Annotated in this window: 21 protein-coding genes and 1 pseudogene; 7 read left to right on the forward strand and 15 right to left on the reverse strand. The window is 37.7% G+C overall.

Going from position 1 to position 20,940, the window contains the following annotated elements; translation table 11 throughout:
- Positions 1 to 31: 31 nt before the first annotated feature.
- The 3 genes from JOD18_RS08750 to cidR all read right to left on the reverse strand — a co-directional run bounded on the left by JOD18_RS08750 (position 32) and on the right by cidR (position 1,954).
- Entirely contained in the window at positions 32 to 394 is a 363-nt protein-coding gene (locus JOD18_RS08750; protein ID WP_239588012.1) for a hypothetical protein, read from the reverse strand.
- The gene (locus tag JOD18_RS08755) at positions 375 to 923 is read right to left on the reverse strand and encodes an acyl-CoA thioesterase (RefSeq protein ID WP_204668674.1); all 549 of its coding nucleotides are present in this window, start codon (positions 921 to 923) and stop codon (positions 375 to 377) included. Before JOD18_RS08755 ends, JOD18_RS08750 begins: the two co-directional genes overlap by 20 nt.
- Positions 924 to 1,051: 128 nt before the next feature.
- Positions 1,052 to 1,954 (reverse strand): cidABC operon transcriptional activator CidR, encoded by a 903-nt coding sequence (cidR, locus tag JOD18_RS08760; protein ID WP_204668579.1) that lies wholly within the window; start codon positions 1,952 to 1,954, stop codon positions 1,052 to 1,054.
- Between the two features lie 360 nt (positions 1,955 to 2,314).
- On the opposite strand from cidR, the gene JOD18_RS08765 reads away from it, so the two are divergent.
- The 3 genes and pseudogenes from JOD18_RS08765 (at position 2,315) to JOD18_RS08780 (ending at position 4,000) form a co-directional block, all read left to right on the forward strand.
- Entirely contained in the window at positions 2,315 to 2,605 is a 291-nt protein-coding gene (locus tag JOD18_RS08765; RefSeq protein WP_204668675.1) for a PadR family transcriptional regulator, read from the forward strand.
- A 64-nt stretch (positions 2,606 to 2,669) separates the two neighbouring features.
- Positions 2,670 to 2,965, forward strand: a pseudogene (locus JOD18_RS24995) (DUF2812 domain-containing protein); the annotation flags it as partial.
- 258 nt (positions 2,966 to 3,223) lie between these two features.
- A complete protein-coding gene (locus JOD18_RS08780; protein WP_204668581.1) occupies positions 3,224 to 4,000 on the forward strand; it encodes a hypothetical protein in 777 nt (258 codons plus the stop codon).
- Between the two features lie 124 nt (positions 4,001 to 4,124).
- On the opposite strand, the gene JOD18_RS08785 is transcribed toward JOD18_RS08780, so the two are convergent.
- From JOD18_RS08785 to JOD18_RS08835, 11 genes are all read right to left on the reverse strand, one after another.
- Positions 4,125 to 4,361, reverse strand: coding sequence for a TM2 domain-containing protein (locus tag JOD18_RS08785; RefSeq protein ID WP_204668582.1), 237 nt, complete (start codon positions 4,359 to 4,361; stop codon positions 4,125 to 4,127).
- A 98-nt stretch (positions 4,362 to 4,459) separates the two neighbouring features.
- A complete protein-coding gene (locus JOD18_RS08790; protein WP_204668677.1) occupies positions 4,460 to 5,782 on the reverse strand; it encodes a nucleotide sugar dehydrogenase in 1,323 nt (440 codons plus the stop codon).
- 922 nt (positions 5,783 to 6,704) lie between these two features.
- A complete protein-coding gene (locus JOD18_RS08795) occupies positions 6,705 to 7,718 on the reverse strand; it encodes a LacI family DNA-binding transcriptional regulator (protein ID WP_204668583.1) in 1,014 nt (337 codons plus the stop codon).
- A gap of 12 nt (positions 7,719 to 7,730) precedes the next feature.
- Positions 7,731 to 8,999, reverse strand: coding sequence for a CehA/McbA family metallohydrolase (locus JOD18_RS08800; protein WP_204668584.1), 1,269 nt, complete (start codon positions 8,997 to 8,999; stop codon positions 7,731 to 7,733).
- On the reverse strand, positions 8,999 to 9,850 hold the full coding sequence (locus JOD18_RS08805; protein ID WP_204668585.1) for a carbohydrate ABC transporter permease: 852 nt from the start codon (positions 9,848 to 9,850) through the stop codon (positions 8,999 to 9,001). Before JOD18_RS08805 ends, JOD18_RS08800 begins: the two co-directional genes overlap by 1 nt.
- A gap of 2 nt (positions 9,851 to 9,852) precedes the next feature.
- A complete protein-coding gene (locus JOD18_RS08810) occupies positions 9,853 to 10,764 on the reverse strand; it encodes a carbohydrate ABC transporter permease (RefSeq protein WP_204668586.1) in 912 nt (303 codons plus the stop codon).
- A 67-nt stretch (positions 10,765 to 10,831) separates the two neighbouring features.
- Complete coding sequence (locus JOD18_RS08815) at positions 10,832 to 12,172, reverse strand: extracellular solute-binding protein (RefSeq protein WP_204668587.1); 1,341 nt, start codon at positions 12,170 to 12,172, stop codon at positions 10,832 to 10,834.
- 773 nt (positions 12,173 to 12,945) lie between these two features.
- A complete protein-coding gene (locus JOD18_RS08820; RefSeq protein ID WP_204668588.1) occupies positions 12,946 to 14,955 on the reverse strand; it encodes an alpha-amylase family protein in 2,010 nt (669 codons plus the stop codon).
- A gap of 35 nt (positions 14,956 to 14,990) precedes the next feature.
- Entirely contained in the window at positions 14,991 to 15,818 is an 828-nt protein-coding gene (locus JOD18_RS08825) for a carbohydrate ABC transporter permease (RefSeq protein ID WP_204668589.1), read from the reverse strand.
- A complete protein-coding gene (locus JOD18_RS08830) occupies positions 15,805 to 16,752 on the reverse strand; it encodes a carbohydrate ABC transporter permease (RefSeq protein ID WP_204668590.1) in 948 nt (315 codons plus the stop codon). The genes JOD18_RS08825 and JOD18_RS08830 overlap by 14 nt, the downstream gene beginning before the upstream one ends.
- A 90-nt stretch (positions 16,753 to 16,842) precedes the next feature.
- Entirely contained in the window at positions 16,843 to 18,102 is a 1,260-nt protein-coding gene (locus JOD18_RS08835; RefSeq protein ID WP_204668591.1) for an ABC transporter substrate-binding protein, read from the reverse strand.
- Positions 18,103 to 18,381: 279 nt separating this feature from the next.
- Between JOD18_RS08835 and JOD18_RS08840 the strand changes: the two genes are divergently transcribed.
- The 3 genes from JOD18_RS08840 to JOD18_RS08850 all read left to right on the forward strand — a co-directional run bounded on the left by JOD18_RS08840 (position 18,382) and on the right by JOD18_RS08850 (position 19,393).
- Positions 18,382 to 18,684, forward strand: coding sequence for a helix-turn-helix domain-containing protein (locus JOD18_RS08840; protein WP_204668592.1), 303 nt, complete (start codon positions 18,382 to 18,384; stop codon positions 18,682 to 18,684).
- 207 nt (positions 18,685 to 18,891) lie between these two features.
- Positions 18,892 to 19,038: a hypothetical protein gene (locus JOD18_RS08845; RefSeq protein ID WP_204668593.1), complete on the forward strand. Its 147-nt coding sequence runs from the start codon at positions 18,892 to 18,894 to the stop codon at positions 19,036 to 19,038.
- Positions 19,025 to 19,393, forward strand: a complete 369-nt coding sequence (locus JOD18_RS08850) for a hypothetical protein (RefSeq protein WP_204668594.1) — start codon at positions 19,025 to 19,027, stop codon at positions 19,391 to 19,393. The genes JOD18_RS08845 and JOD18_RS08850 overlap by 14 nt, the downstream gene beginning before the upstream one ends.
- Before the next feature lie 149 nt (positions 19,394 to 19,542).
- Here JOD18_RS08850 and JOD18_RS08855 read toward each other — a convergent pair whose 3' ends face one another.
- Complete coding sequence (locus JOD18_RS08855; protein WP_204668595.1) at positions 19,543 to 20,172, reverse strand: spore coat protein; 630 nt, start codon at positions 20,170 to 20,172, stop codon at positions 19,543 to 19,545.
- A 174-nt stretch (positions 20,173 to 20,346) separates the two neighbouring features.
- On the opposite strand from JOD18_RS08855, the gene JOD18_RS08860 reads away from it, so the two are divergent.
- Positions 20,347 to 20,931, forward strand: coding sequence for a TetR/AcrR family transcriptional regulator (locus JOD18_RS08860; RefSeq protein WP_204668596.1), 585 nt, complete (start codon positions 20,347 to 20,349; stop codon positions 20,929 to 20,931).
- The last annotated feature ends 9 nt before the right edge of the window (positions 20,932 to 20,940 follow it).

Raw genomic sequence — 20,940 nt, forward strand, 5'->3', positions numbered from 1 at the left:
CTTTTTTAGCATGATCTGCCTGACCCATCTCTTATTTTATTATCGTATTAACTTGAATAAACTCTGGCTTGGCACCGAGCACTAACAGAAATACCTGTGAATAAGATATCTGCTCTGACTCATTAAGCATACGAAGCAGTTGATCAATATCCTCATCTTCTTTTAATTGCTGTACTTCCCCAAGATAAAGCTCTAGTACCGAGTCACGGATGAAAGGAGGCGGAGTTGCTGCCTCCCCTTTTACCAATACTTCTCCTAAATACTTATAAGGGATTTGCAATTGTCTGGTCAAACTTACGACATGTTTTAATCGTTCATATAGTCCAATATAGTTACGGCTGAGTCTTCGCAGTTCTGATTCTGCTTGATACAAATTATTTAGACTCGCAAACATAGATATCACTTCTTTCCCATGGTTTTTCAAGACCGATAATTTGTGTTAACTCTTTACTGTGCTCTCTTCTTTTACGACGCATGGCCGCACGTTTCTCACCTGATTCGTACAAAAATTTCTCTTCTGTTGATTCCGGAACAATATGTGGTACCTTAAGAGCCTTTTTGTTCTCATCTAAAGCCACAAAAGTAAGAAATGCAGTGGCCGCAATTTTTCTTTCTCCAGTCATCATATCCTCTGCAATCACCTTACAGAAGATTTCCATCGAGGTGTTACCTGTATAAGATACGAACGACTCAATACATACCGAATCGGTTTGGCGAATCGGATGAAGAAAATCGATAGAGTCGGTAGAAGCAGTCACACATTCTTTTACTCTGGCATGTCTTCTGGCAGATATGGTCGCATTGTTATCCAGCTTTTTCATTAATACACCTCCAAAAAGTGTATTATAATTATTTAGATCATTTACTAATACTTGATCAGTACTAACTACTCTGCTTTCATTTGGATGTTTATAACTATTCATGTCTAACACTCGTTCCTTCCATTCGTTTACTTTATTTTTTGCTACATTTCTTATCATAAGACGGATGGATTGATAATAAAAATAGTTATTTTTCATTGCACCTATAGATAAAATCTATGATAACGCCATCACTCCTGCTCATTATCATGTTGCAACATTAATTGTTCTTGAATAAACTTCAGCCATTCTTTAGTAACAAAGGAGGTATAGCTGTTCTTCTTCCAGATGATAGCCAGTTGCCATAATATTGAAGGATTGTTGAGTTCGACACTGACGATATTTTTATGAAGCATATCGATAATACTAGCTGGCAGAATGCTGACACCTAAGTTTGATACAATCATCTGCTCAATGAAATTCCACTGGGAACTTTCTGCAATTACCTTTGGAATAAAACCAGCTGTCTTACACGCTTCAATAATACGATCATTTAAGGCAAAATCCTTGTTAAACAGAATGAAATCTTCTTCTGCTAATTCCGCAAAATCAATTTTTTCTCGATTAGCTAAGCGATGTGTGCGAGGAACAACTAATTTTAACTGTTCTTCTAACAAAAAGAATTGATGGAACTTATCTGTATCGGTCGGCAATACCGTGATCCCGATATCCACCTCATCATTGATAATACTTTCCTCAATTCTCTTACTGCCATTCTCTGCTAATTGAAAGGTGATATCTGGATACCGCTCATGAAATTCCCCTAAAATATGTATAAACAGGTTGACATTCATTATCGGCGGTAAACCTATCTTGATATGACCTTGTCTTAATCCCAATAAGTTATCCATCTCGGTTGGCAAGTTCTTATATAATCGCACGATTTCCTTGGCTTGTTCCAAAAAGGCTTTGCCTGCATCGGTAAGCATTAGCTGTCGTTTATGCCGGTCAAATAATTCCACACCTAATTCAGCCTCTAAATCTCGCAGTAATTTACTAATTGTTGGCTGTGAAATAAATAAATTTTCTGCAGCTTTTGTCATACTGCCTGTCTTGATAATTTCAATAAAATAAATCATATGTTTAATTTCCATAACTTGCTCCTTTTCATAAAAAAATAATCAATCCTAGTGTAGCATTGAATACCGCCGGAATAACAGAAAAACCATGTAGAGAGTAAACTCATAGGGAGCATATAGGCCAGCAATAACTAATGCTCCTTTATATGTTTTCTAAGTTTATCAAAGATTAGGTACTTTATCGCAGTGTAATTGGCTTAAGTCTCCCACTTCAAGAAATAAGGAATATGTCATTTCAAGCGGGAACTCCAACAGTGAATAACGGTCTGATCGGTTCAACTATACAATTGACATTTATAAAGTTAAACTATATAGAACAACTGTATATAAAGAGGTGATCATTTGCGACCAAAACTACTGCCATTATCTGAAACAATGCATTATATCTTGCTTGCTCTACAAAAACCATTACATGGATATGGTATTATGCAATTAGTAACCGAAATGAGCAATAAAGAGGTTAATATTGCAGCAGGCACTTTATATGGGGCAATTGAAAATTTAAAAAAGCATGGATATATCCAGTTAGTTTCTGATGGAGACAGCCGCAAGAAAGTCTATCAAATTACAGCGTCAGGCCGCGAGATCTTAGCTATTGAAAACGAAAGGTTAAAACATTTAGTCCAATTATTTGAGAAAGGAAGCGATAGAGGTGAAAAAGTATAAAACCTTTTTCAATCCGATAAAGGAAGAAAAGTGGATTAACGAACAGCAATAGCAAGGTTATCACTTAACCAAGGTTACTCTGGGCTGTGCCTTTACCTTTGAATCAACTGATAAAGACTATGTAACACGGGTAGATTATCAGGAGTTTTTCCATGATGAAAAATTTCAAGAGTATATTGCTATTCACGCCTTGGCTGGACCCATACTAGTGGTTTGAAGTTTGGCGTCGGTAATCAGTACTGGACGAAAGAGAAAAATGGTAATGATGAACTATTCTCTGATGTAGAATCAAAAATTGATTATTATAAACGTACTTTACATATGACCTCGTCGTTTGCCATCTTATTTTTTCGTATCTGATATTCTTTGGTTTTGATATCAATTTCAGCTTCTACACACCTGGATTGTGGGAGATGGAAGGTCTGGAATTTTGGCGTGGCTTCTTGTTTGAATTACCATTCGTCTTGTTAAGGGCAATACCAGTTCCGCTCTTCATCATATGCCTCGCAGCCTCCTTGCTGGCATACAATAATATAAACAAAGAAAAGAAAAACCTTGGGTCATAAGGAAACAATGCTATAATAGACATAGAAAAGCAGGTTGTGAGGAGGGGGCGCCATGAAGACAAAGAAGAAGACTCAGACTTTTCAGTTAATAGATATCCGCAAACTGGCAGACACCAGCTTATTTCTAGCTGCACTTATCTTGCTGCTTCCGCTCGTGTTATTTGTTAGCCGATCACTGCTGACTGCCTATTTCATCATAGCCGTTCTGGCGCTTGCCTTACTGGTAACAATTTATTTACTGGTACAGGCAGCTTTCACCAAGAGAGACAACCCTGAATTATATATATCCTTTCTCAGTTTTCTGCTGATTCATTACATGGCTGTTTTACTATCTCTTGCATTTCACGCTGCGCTTGTGGTAACTACCTTGCGTTCGCTAGCTATTTTTTTATGGCTGTTTGCCTGTAGTCATGTCATCTTACAGGTTATCCAGGTATTTTTTGTCTGGACACTAAAGCAAGTGTTCCCGGATCAGTTGGCTGCTCCTAAAGAAGTCCAGATTCCATCATTGGCCAAACTGTCACCTTATATAGATATAACGACACAGAAAACATATCATGCTATGCGCTTGGGTAATACTGCTTTGAGCTATATTTTCTTTATTTTCTTTGCTTTTTGTATCCAAAACAGTACCGATATCTTCCGTATGGATCTTCATCCAGCACTCCTAAACTGGGTGGACAGCAACAATAATTGGTTTATTTTCTTTAATTGCTTAAGTTTGTTGGCTTTGATTATTACCATTCGCACCTTTACCTACATTGAGAAGAATAAAATGGTGGCTAATGCCTATCAGCGAATGAAAGAAGAGTTTAATAACCGTGTATAAAGTGATGGTTAGCACCATTATAAAAACTTAAATCAGGAAGAAAATGACTTATGGATAATTACGCTAGAATAAAAAATGATACAAACCTTATAAGATTTGTATCATTTTTTGATAAATATTACTTTTACCTAGGATTACGGCACAGTCCTGGAATAAGTAAAATATCAATAATTAGCCAGAAACCAAGAATCGCCAAGAAAAGCCATCCTACCAGCAGCCATGTCGTTGCCCAGCCAATAATACCTAGTAATGCTTGTGCTATCGCACTGCCTGAATATCCAGTATAAAAACGATGGACACCTAATTGCCCTAGGAAAAGCCATAGTATATAAGCAAGCAGTATATTTCTTCTTCTTTCCATTGAGTTACCTCCTCCTGATACAGCCTCTATCAGTAGTATATATAGTTTGATCATTTTTGCAAATATACTTTGGAAGCTCCTTCAAGAAACTGGTATTCTTATAAATTCCAGTAACGATACCCCATACGCTCCATTTCCTGCTGCTGATAGATACTCTTTACATCAATTATAATCCGCTCTTCTAACGGCACTTGGCCAAATAATCGATCCAGAGCGCCCCAGTCTAAGTCACAAAACTCGTCATGGGCAACAGCAAAAGCAAGACAATCTGCATCGGTTACTTCATTCATATGAGGCAAATCTAACTGGTACATCTCTTTTACCTCCATGGGGTCAGCCCATGGATCAACGATAATAGGTTCGATGCCGTATTCTCTTAGACGAGCGATAATATCTTCCACTTTAGAGTTACGAATATCTGCACAATTTTCTTTAAACGTAACTCCCATAATAACTACCTTCGCTTGCTTGACTACCTTGTTCGTTAATACAAGTTCTTTTATTAGGGCATCGGCGATAAATGCTCCCATGCCGTCATTAATTTTGCGGCCAGCCGTAATAATCTGACTATGGTAACCTAAGCGCTCGGCTTCATAGACAAAATAATAAGGATCTACCCCTATACAATGTCCTCCCACCAAACCAGGATAGAATTTCAGGGCATTCCATTTCGTATTCATGGCAGTGATGACTTCTTTTGTATTAATATTCATTTTTTCAAATACCATTGCTAATTCGTTCATAAAAGCGATATTAATATCACGCTGACTATTTTCTACTACTTTAGCAGCTTCTGCTACCTTGATTGACTCAGCCCGGTGGACACCAACTTCAATAATCAATTCATATACCTTGGCAATTTCTTCGAGGCTCGCTTGATCCACTCCGGAGACAATCTTGATAATGTTTTCTAACCGGTGGACTTTATCGCCAGGATTAATTCGTTCCGGTGAGTAGCCCACCTTGAAGTCTCGGCCGCAGCTTAAGCCAGATTCTGCTTCCAAAATAGGAATACATATATCCTCTGTTACACCAGGATAAACCGTTGATTCATAGACAACAACAGCGCCCTTTTTCAAATAAGACCCTATCATTTGGCTCGCTTTTTTCACAGGTGTTAAATTTGGTTTCTTATCCATATTGACAGGGGTAGGCACTGTTACAATATAAAACGAGGCTTGCTCCAACTTAGAAATGTCGGACGTGAAATCGACCGTTGTCTGGCTGATTTCTTCATTTCCTACCTCATCAGTAGGATCCACTCCTGCTTGATACAGGGCAATTTTCTCTTGATCTACATCATAACCAATTACCTTTACTTGCTTCTTAGCAAAAGCAATCGCTAATGGCATCCCTACATATCCTAATCCGATCACAGCAACCTTCGCTTCTTGATGAATAATCTGCTCGTATAGGTCCATGTACACTGCGCCTTCCTTCTATATAGTATGTCATTACTATTACTATTTCATTATATAGCACAATTTTTTATTAAGCTATCTTAATATGCAAGCAAACGGCTGTCATAATAAAAAGGAGTGTTCTCATTTAATAAGAATACTCCTTTTTTATGCGAGACCAGTTGAACCTCAGGTGATATACGAAGTAAAGTCTACTTTAAAACGAAACTTTGTGTTTCCTCATACCACATCGGGAAATTAGTTCCCCATACATTGTTATATAAATTAAAATGCACACCGCCATTTAATGCAGCTGCTTAATCATCAAACTGCAAAATCCGTTTTGCCCCAGGACTTACAAGAGCAGCATCTAGTAATGGGATATCCATCCATCACTCGCCTGATAACGAATTCCATGATATACAGTATGTAATTGCCCATTTTCGTGTTTCACAACTGTTAACGGTAATACATAGCGATCCACCTTATACACTTTCTACTGATTTGAATTATCCAACTTTGGTATAAAAGAAAACCAAATTGTTTCAGGTATTCTATTAGCCTCTTTGTTTCTCCAATAAAAAGTTATTTCGATTTAATTATTTATATAAAAGCCGTATTCGATAGAATTTGTTCAGGCGCCCCATCATTTCCTGCTGTCTTGGTTCACTGACATGATTTAGATAGTAATCAAATAACCATGAACCTGTCGTCCATAAAAACATATCCTGATAGCCATAATTCTCTAATTCATTGGCTAATTAAAGAGCTTTCGGAATATACTGATGTGTATATTGCTGTACGACATTCTCTGCAAAGTCTGAGAATTCAATATCTAAATGTGTTTTAAATATCACATGGACTTTCTTCACCATGATCATTCCCCTTCTATGATATGATTGCCGTCCTGTATATTGAAGCGTTTCGTTTTCATTCCTCACATTTACTGCTCTCTTGAATGAAACTTCGCTTTGACAACGGCACGTGATATCTCAGGATAATCTCCTACTTTGATTTGATGAAACAGCATTTGTACCGATGTTTTGCCCAATGCTTCTGCCTGCATATCCACAGTAGGGATAGGCGGCTCCAATTCATGTGATAATACTAAATCATCACTTAAGGCAACAATCGCCACGTCATCAGGAAATTTAATATTTAACTTTCTAAATGCCCGACAAATTCCAATCGCTTCTTTGTCCGTATCTGCGATAATAGCCGTATAACGATCTTTATCCGCTGCGAAATATTTCATAACTGTATCATATCCATATTGACTGGGATCCTCATATAAACTTTCCTTAAAATGGATTAGTGACTCGTTATTCGAAATGCCCAAGTCAGCGAATGCCTGCAGAAAACCTGCTTCTCTAACTTTTGATACAGTCATTTTCGTTGGAGCATTTAAATATAAAATACGCCGATGGCCTTTTTTCAATAAATAAGTAGTCACTTCTTCCACTATTTCTTGATTATTGTTATCTACATAACTCACTAAATTCTTATATTTAGCAGAGGGTTCACCAATGACCACTGCTGGAATATTATATTTAGTCAAATAATCCAGTCTTGTATCATCCACTTTCGGATTCAGCACAATCACACCATCTACTACATTTCCTGATAAAAACGGAAGCTCTAATTCTTCTTGAGCCAGTGTATCAATTAAAATCCGATAGTTGTGTAAGGAAGCCTCTGTAATCACGCCATTAATCAGATTCGTATGAAAGGTGGTTAATGATATCCGTTTAGCAGAAGGCATACTTAATGAGATTGTCATCGTTTTCTTTGTCACCAGGCTTCTTGCTATATGATTGGGTGTATAATTTAGTTCTTTAGCTGCCTCTAGCACCCTTTTTTGAACCTTTTCGCTTATAGGCCTTTTTCTGCTAAATACATTGGATACAGTCCCTTTAGAAACACCAGCCAATTTAGCTACATCATCTATTTTTGACAACTTGATCCATCCTTACTTTGAATATTCAACAAAAATTGGATTAGTAATGACTTTTGGTTGAGATTGATCCTCTTCCCAAAGTTCTGCACGATAAAACAATGTATTTGCTTTTACCGAAACAACCAATTGCTGCTTTTGCTGCTTCACTATTTTATCATGAATTAATCCATCAGAAGTATATATTTTCAGATAACCAGTTATCGGCTGTTGACTGCTTATTCGAAGATCCACCCATTCTGTGTCATCTGTCAAACGAATCGTTTCTCCCATGTTTTTCTCTGCAATGGCCAGATCTATTATTGTTTCATGAGGATTCGCTAAAATAGCAGCTCGACCTTTGCTTATTCCTTCCAAGATACCTTGTGGACTTTTTACACTGGCTTCTACAGCAGTGGTTGGCTGTCCATATTGAATATACGGATCCGGTCCATGTTTATCACTGCCGCCAATTGCAATAATCCGCTGACCTGCTGCTAGTTGACTTTGCCACCAGTCTAATGTTTTTTGGTTACTTTGCTTCCACGGCCCATTCCATATTTCTGCAAATTCAAATGTGAAGTTCTCCAACCCCCAATCCCACCAGCAATAATCACAATGCGGGTGATTGACTGATACTAAGGCATTGTTTTCTAATCCTTCCGTGATCGCTTGTTGTACATCGGCAATGGTTTCACATCTAAAATCAGTAAAAGGTCTAAGGACACCGTAGAAATTGCAATGTCCTCGGTTAGTTGTCAACTCTACCGCCGGAATAATAATCAAATCTTCTCGAGGCTCGAAGGCTTCATTTTGACTAAATGTATTATGATCTGTCAGCGCTATATAACTTAACCCTGCTTCCTTTGCATTCGTGATCATCTCTGAGAGTGAATACGGCGAATCACTATGATTGGAATGCATATGGGTATCTCCTTTTATCCATTCCGGAGTTTCTTTTTCCAGCATGATTTCCACCTGTATGGTACAGTCAGTTGATATTCGATAGGCATTTAATATGACACCCCATGTTCCCGCTTTGATCGAGTCAATTATATACCCAGGTGTTGCCCGATCTTCTCTGACAAAAATAGTGCGGCGTGCTCCCCCACTCCAGCCTCTTACCTGCTTTGTATCTTCTAAGCCTAAGTCAATGACATTTTCATCATTCCCAAGAACTTGCAGATGTACTTTAACTTCTTGGATTCCTTTAGGGACTTCAAAAGGAAGTGTTAAATAAGTTCCCTCTAAATCTTTGGTTATGTCTCTGACTATCTTTTGATAAAGCATATTTTCTTGTTTCATTAGTCTTTCATCCCCGTTCCGATACCACTTAATCCTCGCTCAAATAGTGGCTGTAGTAAGAAGTAAATGATTAACATAGGTATGGCAGCTGTCGTAGCGCCCGCCATGATAAGTGTCCATTCAATATTATGCTCTGTCTGAAATCTAGCAAGGGCAATCTGCAGTGTATACATTTCCTCTGAGCGTGCCACAGTCAAATGCCACAAATATTCATTCCAATTCCCCAGAAAGGAAAAGATAGCAACCAAACCTAATGCCGGACGGCTTAATGGCATAATTATTTTCCAATACACTTTTAGTCTGGAGCAGCCATCAATCGTCGCCTGATCATCCAAGTCTTTCGGTATAGACATAAAATATTGTCTCAATAGGAAAATAGCAAACCCTGTAACAGCAGTTGGAATAATTAACCCTGCATAACTGTCCAGCCAGCCATTCGCACCTGCAAAAGGCATATGCCTTATCATGGAAAATAACGGCACCACCATTAAGCCTGAAGGGATCATCATCGTCGCTAATACGGTTAAAAACAGCCCATTCTTACCAGGAAAGTCTAGCCTTGCAAACGCAAAGGCTGCTAAAGAGGCAAAGAATACGTTAATAACCGTAGCAGTAAGTGCAACAATGACACTATTTAGAAAAGCTCTCGGTAGGACAGAGTTCTGCCATATCGTTACAAAATTCTCAAAATACAACTTCTCCGGCAGGATGGTAGGCGGCCATGCCATTACCTCTCCTGGCGTTTTTAATGCAGTTGCCAGCATCCATAAATACGGCCCCACAAAAACAATTAGCACGATGCTAGCCAGCACATATATTATCATTTTATTCATTTTCTGTTTCGTCTTCATTATTACCCACCTCGATTAGACAGCTTCAGATTTAACCAAGTCAAAAGAAGTAAAAATGGAAAAATAAATAATGAAATGGTTGCACCGTAACCTACATAGTTAAATTCAAACGATTGCTGCCACAAATATTTTAGTGCGACGAGTGTACTGTTTCTCGGTCCGCCATCGGTTAGAACATCTACGATAGCTACCACTTGAAATGAGCCAATAATAGACATAACCATACAATATACCGAAATCGGCATAATTGATGGAATCGTAATTTTCCAAAATTTCTGCCAGCCATTTGCCCCATCTATTTCTGCTGCTTCATAATAAGATTTTGACACACTCCCCAGACCAGCTAAGAAGATGGGAATATTATAGGAAGCTCCACGCCATGCACCTACTACAATAAGAATCATCATCGCCCAGAAAGGATCTAATAACCAATTAGGAGCTGCGCTAAAACCTGCCTTAGTCAGCAAATAATTAAGAATTCCTAAATTGTGATCGAAAATCCAAAAAAAAATCATTGCTGAAATAACATCTGAAGTCACTGTCGGCAGGAAATAAAAAACTTTGAAAAATCTTTTTCCTCTAAAACTTCTATTTAGCAATACTGCTATACATAATGCTGCAAAAAGCCCGATAAACATAGAACCAATGGTATAAACCAGGGTATTCCATATACTCGTCCAAAACACAGAATCTGAAAATAAACGAATATAGTTTTCAAATCCGATAAAAACGGGGTCTTCCGGCAATCGAAACCGATGAAAACTTAAATAAATAACATACAATATAGGAACAAATGAAAATGTAAATAATAATGTTAAGGCTGGGGCTAAGAACATATACGCCCCTAAATGTTTCTTCCATTTACCGCTGTGTGAGGCAGTCTGATGCCCCATTGTACTGGTAGACTTTGACATTCTATTCACTCCTAGTGATTTAGTAAGGCATATCTTAAACGATATACCTTACTAAATCTCATTTCTTTTATTGCTCCCTTTCGATTGCAGCCTCTGCTTCTGCTTGTGCTGCATCAAATGCTGATTGCACATCTTCTCCATCAAAGACATTTCTAAATGCTTGTGTATAGGCATTATTCACTTCTGGAAATGCCTCTAAATAATATTGTTCTGCATGTTTTAACGTCTCCACAAACGGCTCCAGCAGCGGGTCATCATATAATTCATCTTCATATAGATGCTCTTTAACAGGGTGTCTACCCATTTCTTCTGCCATACGCAGTGCATATTTATCAGAAATAATCCACTTCATTAATTCAAAAGCTGCTTCCCTGTTTTCTGACCCGCGCGGCACAAACATACTGCCGCCTCCTGCTACTGAGCCCTCGCCTGAACCTGGTATAGGAGCGGTGCCCACTTTATCGTACATATCAGGAAATTCATTTTTTATGCGGGCAATATCAAATGGACCGGAAACGATCGCTGCCGTCCGCTCATTTCCAAACATAGCTACCGGATGATCCGACTGTCTTGATTGAGCAGGTGGAATTGGCCCAACTTCATATTCGGTTGCAATATCTGTGTACGTTTTGATTACCTCTAATGCCTCTGGATTGTTTAGTTTAGGTACAAATTTGCCGTCTACTTCTTCCAATACATCCGTACCTTCTGCAATTAACCATCCCTGTAATCCCCACGTACTTGCAGCAGGCACAAATCCATAACGTCCCTCATCGATCTCTGCTACCTCTTGAGAAACTTCTGTGAATTCCTCTAGTGTAGCTGGCGGCTCTAACCCTTTTTCTTCAAACATTTCTGTATTATAAAGATAGAAGGTGGTATTGATATCGATAGGTACACCGAACATTTCACCTTCCCAAGTTACATTATCAATCGCTCCCGGCAAAAATTGATCTTCTGCACCCCATTCTTCCCATAAATCACTGACAGGTTCAGCTAATCCTTGGCTCCCCATTGCAAATGCATGTTGATGGGCTAAATCAGGTGGTGCTCCTCCATTGACAGCTAATCGTACTTGATCTTGCATATCTCCCCACTCATGACCAGCTGTTTCCACTTTGATATTAGGATATATCTCCATAAATTCCTCGATAGCCTCCACTACTGGCGCTTCATCTACATAATCTGCCGCTAACCAAACTTCAAGTGAAGTGTCAGGTAAATTGGCAATGGCTTCATTAAATTCAGGTAATCCTTCCTCTTCAAAATTGCGAGCTGCCATCTCATCCAAATGTTCTTGGCTGGCTCCTTCATCCACTCCCCCCGATGTTTCGTCATTACCAGAACATGCTGCTAAAAGACACAGTGCTGTTAGTAACATAAAAACTAAATAATAATACTTCTTCACAATTTTCTCCTCCCTTAAATGGAAATTTGAATCATTAAACCGGTTTAACGATTTAACAAAAATAAAATGGAAGTATGATTGCAATAATGCTATCCCTTCCTTTTATCATAGCTGTTCTTGATGTTATAACTTAAAAATCAAATATACAATAAGATTGTGACCTAGCTTCTTTAGTTCGATAAATTCCACCTTACAAAGGTTTATTTTTTTGAACTTATGCAACGTACCTACCTGTTAAGTCATGTAATCCCCCTCCTAATTTTACTACCACAATCATTAAACCGGTTTTATTCATGATACTGATTAAAATATGTAAGGAATCACTTGATGTGCGTTTAGTGTAACAAATAGATAGTGCTGCTGCTATATGAATTAAAAATTTTCACATACACTTAACTGTTGTTTTACACTCTTTTTATAAATTTACAATTGCTTATGGAAAATAAAATTATCAGCCTTCAATAAAATGCCTTTACCTTTTGCTTAAAAAACAAACAGTGATGGACTGAGATAACGCATTTCTATTTCTTCTGTCCATCAGAAATCATTAAATCGATTTTATTAAGCGCTTTCAAAATAAAATCTAACATATCCTAATCTTTTCGTCAACAACTAATTGATTTTTGTTCCTATCAGTTTCTTTGTAAAGAAGCCCCTTCTGACACGTTACTCTCCCTTCTTTTCCCTGATATCAGCTTACTTGAAGCATTGATCCGATAAACAGCCCTGTCTGGATTGAGTGAAAATTAGTAATAGACAGGGCTTTTCATCAATTATTCAAAGGTGACACTAATCATTTGGTGTCCTTTTATCATGGGGACATTAAAAGTAACGTATCCGTTATCTATCTCAAACGGTACCGGCTTTTCTTCTGGTACAAGAGAGATCTCCTTCACTGTTCGATTATCAATACGTAATACCATTTCTGTATCATATAAAGGAATAACAGCTTCAATGGTATCCATATTTACTGACTTCCGTTGTGGAATATAATGTAAAGCATGCACCACCCAACGATTTTCCTGCTTCTGCTCATTAATAGTTATTTCTACTGTAGAGGGACCATTATGCTGAATAATTCGATCTGGTAATAATAAATTAATTGCATTTTCTAGCAACTGTTTACACCACAAAGGTGCATTAAGTCCATATTGTTTGAAAATAGGATGTGCAAAGTAAATAGTTTTGCCATGCTGCAGAATACCAGGATAGCCTGTTTTACCACTGGATGGTGTATGTCTGTGTGAGATAAAATGTTCCCAAGTACGATTAAAATATGGTACTGTCACCTCTACTAATGTCTTTGCTTCACGAGGCTTCACCTCTGTCCCTCGTGTATACATGACATATTCAGTTGTAGCTAATCCTTTTCCCATCTCTCCTTGTGGATTCAGAAAATCCGGACTATAAGTAGCTTCATCCAAATAATCTATTCCAAGCGACTGAATCGCAAATGCTGTTGTTTCTGGATTTAGCCCAGAGTGATAGGAAGCAATTAAAGCACCGCCTTTTTTTACGAAATCATCTATTTTTCTCGCTAATCCCTCACCAACGATAATATTATCTGGTAAAATCAATAACTGAAATGCTTCAAAATCACATTTAGAATCAATGATATCAAATTGGAAACCCGCTTCCTGTAACATAGAAGTTACACCTAGCATTTCTATCGCTAAATCTTGAGAAGCTGTTGCAGCAAACTCCTCTGTCGTTAACACCCCTATCTCTGTTATAGCAACGGCATAGTCACACCAAGGTTCCTTCTTTTCAATTTCCTTATATACACTGCCAATCAATTCATATGAATGCTCAGAAATCCTACCTGATGGCTCTAATTGATCCCCAATAGAGGCCTTGGAATTTAGTGCCAGCATTCGAAAACATTCATACTCTAAAGCAGCTTGATTTCTAAAAGAATGGAAATCTCCCCATGATGTATGAAATTTACCTGTCATCCCTAATGTTTCTTTCCCTAATTGTCTAGCATATCTCACCGATATTGGAAAATGCAAATAGCTCCATTCTATACCTGGCAGTGATTCTAGCTCAAAGTGAGAATACGCCTCAGCCACTTCTCGATGAGCCGGCCCTACATGTCCACGGTTATAAAATATGGTACAATTTTGATTGTATTGCCGAACAAAGTTACTCATATCCCTTTTGAATTCTACAACAGTATCTTTTGCGAAAACTAGTCTATCTTCTTGATTCGCTGGATTCAAGCCTTTTGACTTCATCTTTTTCTGGCATGTTTCGCAAGAGCAATCTATCGGTTTTACAATATCAAAGAATAGCCCATCGACAGAAAATTCCTCTAAAAGTTCTAATGTATGCTCTTTTAAAAAGTCACGATAGGCCGTATTTACACATAAAAAACGGTAAAATCCAGGCTGATATAATTTATCTTTACCTTCAATGTGTCCATAAACGGGGGCACCTTCTGGGTCACGCGTTAACCATTCCGGTCGTTTTCTTGCTAAATGATGATCCCATTGTACAGTCGTATAAATTGGTGTGCGAATATTCCTCTCCCGACAGGCTTGTATTTGATCCTTTAATAATGATTTATTAACCAAATTCGGATGAACCAACTCAGGATTTTTCTTCGAATCATAATAGATCATTCCATGGTGACAACGTGCAAATAGTGTGACAGAATCTACATGCCCTTTCACTAATGTCTCTGCAAATTGATCTGCATCAAATGCTGCTCCTACATCTGGAATACTCGGACTTGTATGAAAATCCATATGAACTTGACGATATCGTAATTGTTTCTCCATTTTCATTACCTCTTTTCATTTATTATTACAGCAGCTTATCTGCCGCCTAAACCACTTGTTGCTATACCATCCGAAATATATCGTTGTGCAAACAAATAAAAAATCAAGGATGGAATGGTTGTCATCGTAGCTCCTGCCATTAATAAGTTCCAAGCAGTAGAATATTGCCCATGAAAGGCTTGTAATCCAATCGGGAGAGTATACAAATTTTGATCATTCAAAATAATCAATGGCCATAAAAAATTGTTCCAATACGTAATAAAGGTAAATACGGCTAATGTGGCTAAACCAGGTCTTATCATTGGCAGCAAGATTCTCCAGTACACTTGAAAGTGGTTGCATCCATCAATAATAGCTGCCTCGTCTACTTCATATGGTATAGTTAAATAATTTTGACGTAACAAAAATGTTCCAAAAGCGGTAAAAACAAAAGGAATAATTAACGCCATATAACTATCTACCCAGCCAAGTTCACGCATAAAAAGAAACATAGGAACTACAACTACTTGCTGGGGCACCATTAAGGTTGCTAAATATGCTCCGAACAACTTATCCCTTCCTCTAAACCGCAGCCTGGAAAAGGCGTAAGCAGACAAACTGGATGTCAGTAGTACACCCACGGTCCCTATCAAAGTAACGAATAAACTATTAAATAAGTATTGTCCAAATGGAAAATATTCTATCGCCCGTGAGTAGTTCTCAAAACGCAGGGAAGAGCCGAGCCACTTTCCATCTGCAACTTCATTATCTGGCTTGAGAGATGTTGCCACCATCCACAGAAAAGGGGTAAAAACAATGATACAAGCTACCGCTAAACCAAATCTATTCAGGAAAGCTAAAAACTTTCTTTTATTTTGTCTCATAATGCACCCACTTTTTTTGGAGAATTAATTGTATTAATGTGACAATGAGGATAATGACAAACAACACTACTGCCAATGCTGCCCCATAGCCCATTTGGAACCATTCAAATGCATTCTTATAAATATACAACCCCAGCACCTCAGTTGCATATCCAGGGCCGCCATTTGTTAGAATAAAGACTTGATCAAATATTTGAAAGGATGTAATTAATGTCATCACCATCGCAAATAAAATGGCGGGACTGATACTAGGAATCGAAATTTTAAAGAATTTCGTTAATGGCTTCGCGCCATCAATGGAAGCTGCTTCCAGAATAGTCTGTGGAATCCCCTTTAATGCCGCCAGAAAAATTAACATATTGTAGCCAAACTGCTGCCATACACACATAATAATTAAAGCAAACATGGCATAGTCTTCATTACCAAGCCAATTAACTGCACTTAATCCTATCGCCTCCATTAAATGATTGATTAATCCTACGCTTGGTTCATACATAAACTGCCAAATCAAAGCAATGGCAACAGGCGGCACTAAGACAGGTAAGAAGAGTATGGCACGGTAAACAGCGATACCTTTTATCTTCTGATTTAACCACGCTGCAAATGTTAGCGATACCAATAGGTTTAATGTTAAATACACTATTGTAAAAAATATAGTATTGAGCAATACTCGAATAAAATTGCTGTCAGAAGTAAATAGGTAAATATAGTTGCGTAATCCTACAAATTTAGGTTCTGCTATTAAAGACCATTCGAATAAACTTAAAACAAATACAGCTAGAATTGGCGTCAAAGTAAATACTAAGAAACCTGATAGATTAGGCAACAAGAACCAAAAAGCTGTCCTGCCATGTCGCTGGCCTTTTATTTTATTCTGTTTTGCTGGCTGTTCTTTTTCCCCTTCCTTAATCATCGACACATTCACTAATTTCATTCCCTTCCAAGTCTATCTAAATTAGGTCAGCTAAAAAAGCAATCGTTAACAACCCACTGCAATCTTATTGATTTAGAACGAAAGACATCATTATTCTTCAATATTCTCTAATTCTTGCTGTAATTTGTTCATACCATCCTCAGCAGACATCATGCCATTCATGATCGGCACCAGATTTGCAGTAAAAATATCCTGTGCTCGATTCCATGTATTAGTAACTTCAAATGGCACCGTATTATCTAATGCATAATCCAATGTTGTTTGAAATTCATCTGGTACATTACCATAGAATGCCTCAACTGCTGATAATCTAGCTGGAAATGCTCTTCCTATTTCGGCCAAATGATTTAAGTTAGCCTTATTAGTAAACAGCTTAACCGCTTGATAAGCTTCCTCTGGATAATCCGTATCGGCTGATACACCGAATCCAGATCCCGCAGATACTGTCACAGATCCTTCACTTGATTCTGGTACCGGTATCAAACCAAAATCAAAAGTAGTTTCGCCTAAGAACCAAAGAATGTTCCACGGGCCGTCTAACAAAAGACCTATATTACCATTCAGCCATTGCTCTGCTTGCCAATTCCCTGCTGATTGAGATACTAACTCCGGAGCCTGCCCATTTGCAACAAATTGTGATAATTGATCCATCGTTTTAATTGTTGCTTCACTATTTAGTTGATATTGACCATCTTCATTTAAGTATTCACCCCCGTTAGAATAAATAAATGGAATATAGTTTTCTAAACTATTATTTTTTAAGATAATCCCATAGTCCTCTCCCTGAGATAAAGCTTCAATCGTTTCGTTGAATTCTTCCATGGTCCAGCCTGCTTCTGGATAATCGACACCATGTGCATCAAACAAGTCTTTATTGTAATACATGACATATGGCCCTACATCGTATGGTAAAGCCGCTACTTGCTCATCATAGCGCATATTCTCAAGAATATTCTCATCAAAATCTTCGATATCTATCTTATCATCATTCTCGATAAACTCATCTAATGGGTACAATACGGAACCAAAACCAGGCATTCGCAAACTCTGCATCGAGATAATATCAGGCGCTGTACCTCCTGCCACTCTGGTTTGTAACCTTGTCCAATAATCACTAAAAGCAAGTGTTGTTAATTCGATTTCAATATGAGGATATATTTCATTCACTTCATCAGCCATTTCCTGCCACACTTTGGCTTCACTTTCATTATCAGACCACATCATCCATTCGAGTGTCACTACATCATTTTTGGTACCGCTATCATTTTTGCCGTTTGTTTGTCCGTTATTTCCACAACCAACAAGGACTAATAAGACAGCAATTATCACTAACCCGACTCTTAACTTCATTTTAAACACCTCGCTTTTTATTTGTTTTGAAGTGAAACATTTAATCTTAGACATTAAATCACGGCTATTTTTTGTTAGCGTTTTCAATAAAATTCTGCATAAATTACCTCCTTTACTATTATTGGTAAAAGTTTTAAATATTGCTTATAGCTATAAGTAAAATTAATTATATCATCACAAACGATTATTTCAACCTTTTTATAGATATTTACGATATTTTTTTGTTTATTTTTTACCTTTACAATATATAAGAACCTATAATGGTACTAGGTGATAAATATGAATATTGGGAACAGAATTAGAAATCTACGATTAGCAAAACAAATGAAAACAACTGAAGTTGCTCGAAAAGCATTTATCTCACAACCATATTTAAGTGATATCGAGAGAGGACGCACCACACCTTCTATAGATAAATTACAAGCTATTTGTGATGTTTTGGGCATATCATTAAGTGAGTTCTTTGGAGAAACAATGGAACTGCCGCCCAATACCCAGCAGCTGCTAAAAACAATCCAGCAATTAACAGATGAAGAACAGCAGCAATTGAATAACTTTATTGAGCTGATTTTGAAAAGATAAAACAGGAATAAGGTACCTCATTAATATTTAACTTCAAGAGGTACCTTATCCTTATTTTTTTATGTAATGCGTATGTTGATAATATATGAAGACAGCCAGATTGGTCATATCTAATATGATTTTTTTGCTGCACATCATGACGCACATACAAGCATCAGTATTCACAATCAAGCTACTTCAATAGAAATGGAAAATGGAGGAAATAACATGAAATTAGGTTTTTCTATTGAAAATCCAGCTCTTCTTGCAAAGAGGCACTCGAATCAACAAAATCTATTATTAGAACAGTTTTTTAAGCAACTTAAAGGAAGATGGCATTCAATCTATCGAGATCCGCGTATTGAAGAGATGTGATGAGGCAGTTTATCAGCAGGCTATCCAGTTATATGGGATTTGGGGCTGGAAATCACTATGCATGGAGATATTTCCGGCCAACTCCCGTATGATCATTTCCTCCAACTATATCCATCTATGCAGTATTATCCAACATTTTGATAAATACCAAGATAAACTTGTAATGCCGATTCATGCCTATTATAGCGATGTAAATAGCAGCACCCAAGCTGCATTAGGCGAACAAACAATTGAAGACGTCACGACTCATTTTCCATTAACAGCTATAGAAAGTCTGCCACTAGAAACGTATATCAACGCTCTCAAACAGGTTATGATCATACGTCTTAGAATTATCCTTTCTGAGATGAGGTGACACTATATTGGAACAAGATCATATTGCTCAAACGATCAAGCTCTTTCCCTCTATTTAATTTAACACCCATTATGCCTTATAGAATGGACATTTGTGGTAGAAAGTCAAAAGAAGTTCCAAATAAAGGAACTTCTGTTTTGTTTTGCTTATTAATGCTGCATTCCTTGCTGACCAACTGGCGCATAACCTTGTGCCATAATTGCCATGTCTTGTGTGGATAATTGCGGCAGTTGATAATAGCCATGCTTGTTTTGATATAAGAATATTTCGTAACTCATTTCGATCATATTCGGAATGCTGTCAGCAATAACACGACGCAGAACTGGCTGATTCATTTCTGCTGCAGCTGTAGTCATGCCACCTGCTATTGCTTTTGTCTGCCCTAGCATAAATGACGCATAACACTCATCTGTCAATTCGTTAACTGATTGCTTTGGCTGCTTCGGCTGACCTGGTTTCATACCATAGGTCACTTCATTGCTTTCTTTCATCTGATATTCCTGAGTCGGTACCTTTGGATCTTGACCTGTCCGGAAAACACTAATAACCGTGTTATACAGCTGTGTTGTAAATGTTGCTTGTCGCTGAAGAATGTCTTTCAATTCCGGATCCTGAATATGCTGCTCATATAACTTGTACTGCTCTAACATCCCGATTAGGCTGCCAATCACCTCATGTGTGTCCATCATCTCATGGGCACTATGATTTTGAGATGTTGACGGATTCATGTTCATCTGTTGGTTTTGCATACCTTCTGGCATTTGATTTTGCAATTTCATAACCTCCTGTAAATTCAATACTGGTATAGTTTGTGCAGGAGAATATAATATATGTATGAAAAATGCGCAACAAAGTAAAAACAAGCCTTTACAAATCCAAACCATGATGTATAATAATTGATATATAACAAATGTTATATATCAATTATTATACTTTCTGAAGGAGAGACTGTCATGCCGCCAAAAAATAGGTTTTCGAAAGAGCAAATCGTTGATGCTGCCTTTCATATTGCTAAAACAGAAGGAATAGACAGTATGACGGTAAGAAAAGTCGCTGATCAGCTGGGAAGTTCGATTGCCCCTATTTACGTTAACTTTAATGATGTGGAAGAACTGAAACAGGCAATAATTAAAAGAGTCGTTGAGATAAGCAAGCACCTGTTAAACGAGCATAATACCGGAAACCCATTTGCTGACATAGGAGTTGCAAGTCTTCTGTTTGCCAAGGAGTACCCGATTTTGTTCAGGGATTTTGTAATGAAACAAAACGATTATTTGCCAGAATATGATCTAGAAATGGCTGATATCCTTTTAGCACAAATGAAAAAAGATCCAGAGCTTGAAGGTTTCACAGATGAGGAACTTCAGATGATTTTATTTAAAATGAGGACGTTCCAATTGGGATTGTCAATCACGGTTGCCAATGAATTGCTCCCTGAAAAATGGGATACAGAAAAAATGTTAGAGATGTTAAATAGTGTTGCTGAAGATGTGGTAACCTCCACTCGTTTACGTATGCAAAAAGAAAAGAAAGAATAGCAAATTAGG

Origin of the sequence: Gracilibacillus alcaliphilus (assembly GCF_016909015.1) — a bacterium.
In the GTDB taxonomy this organism is placed as follows: Bacteria; Bacillota; Bacilli; order Bacillales; family Amphibacillaceae; genus Gracilibacillus; species Gracilibacillus alcaliphilus.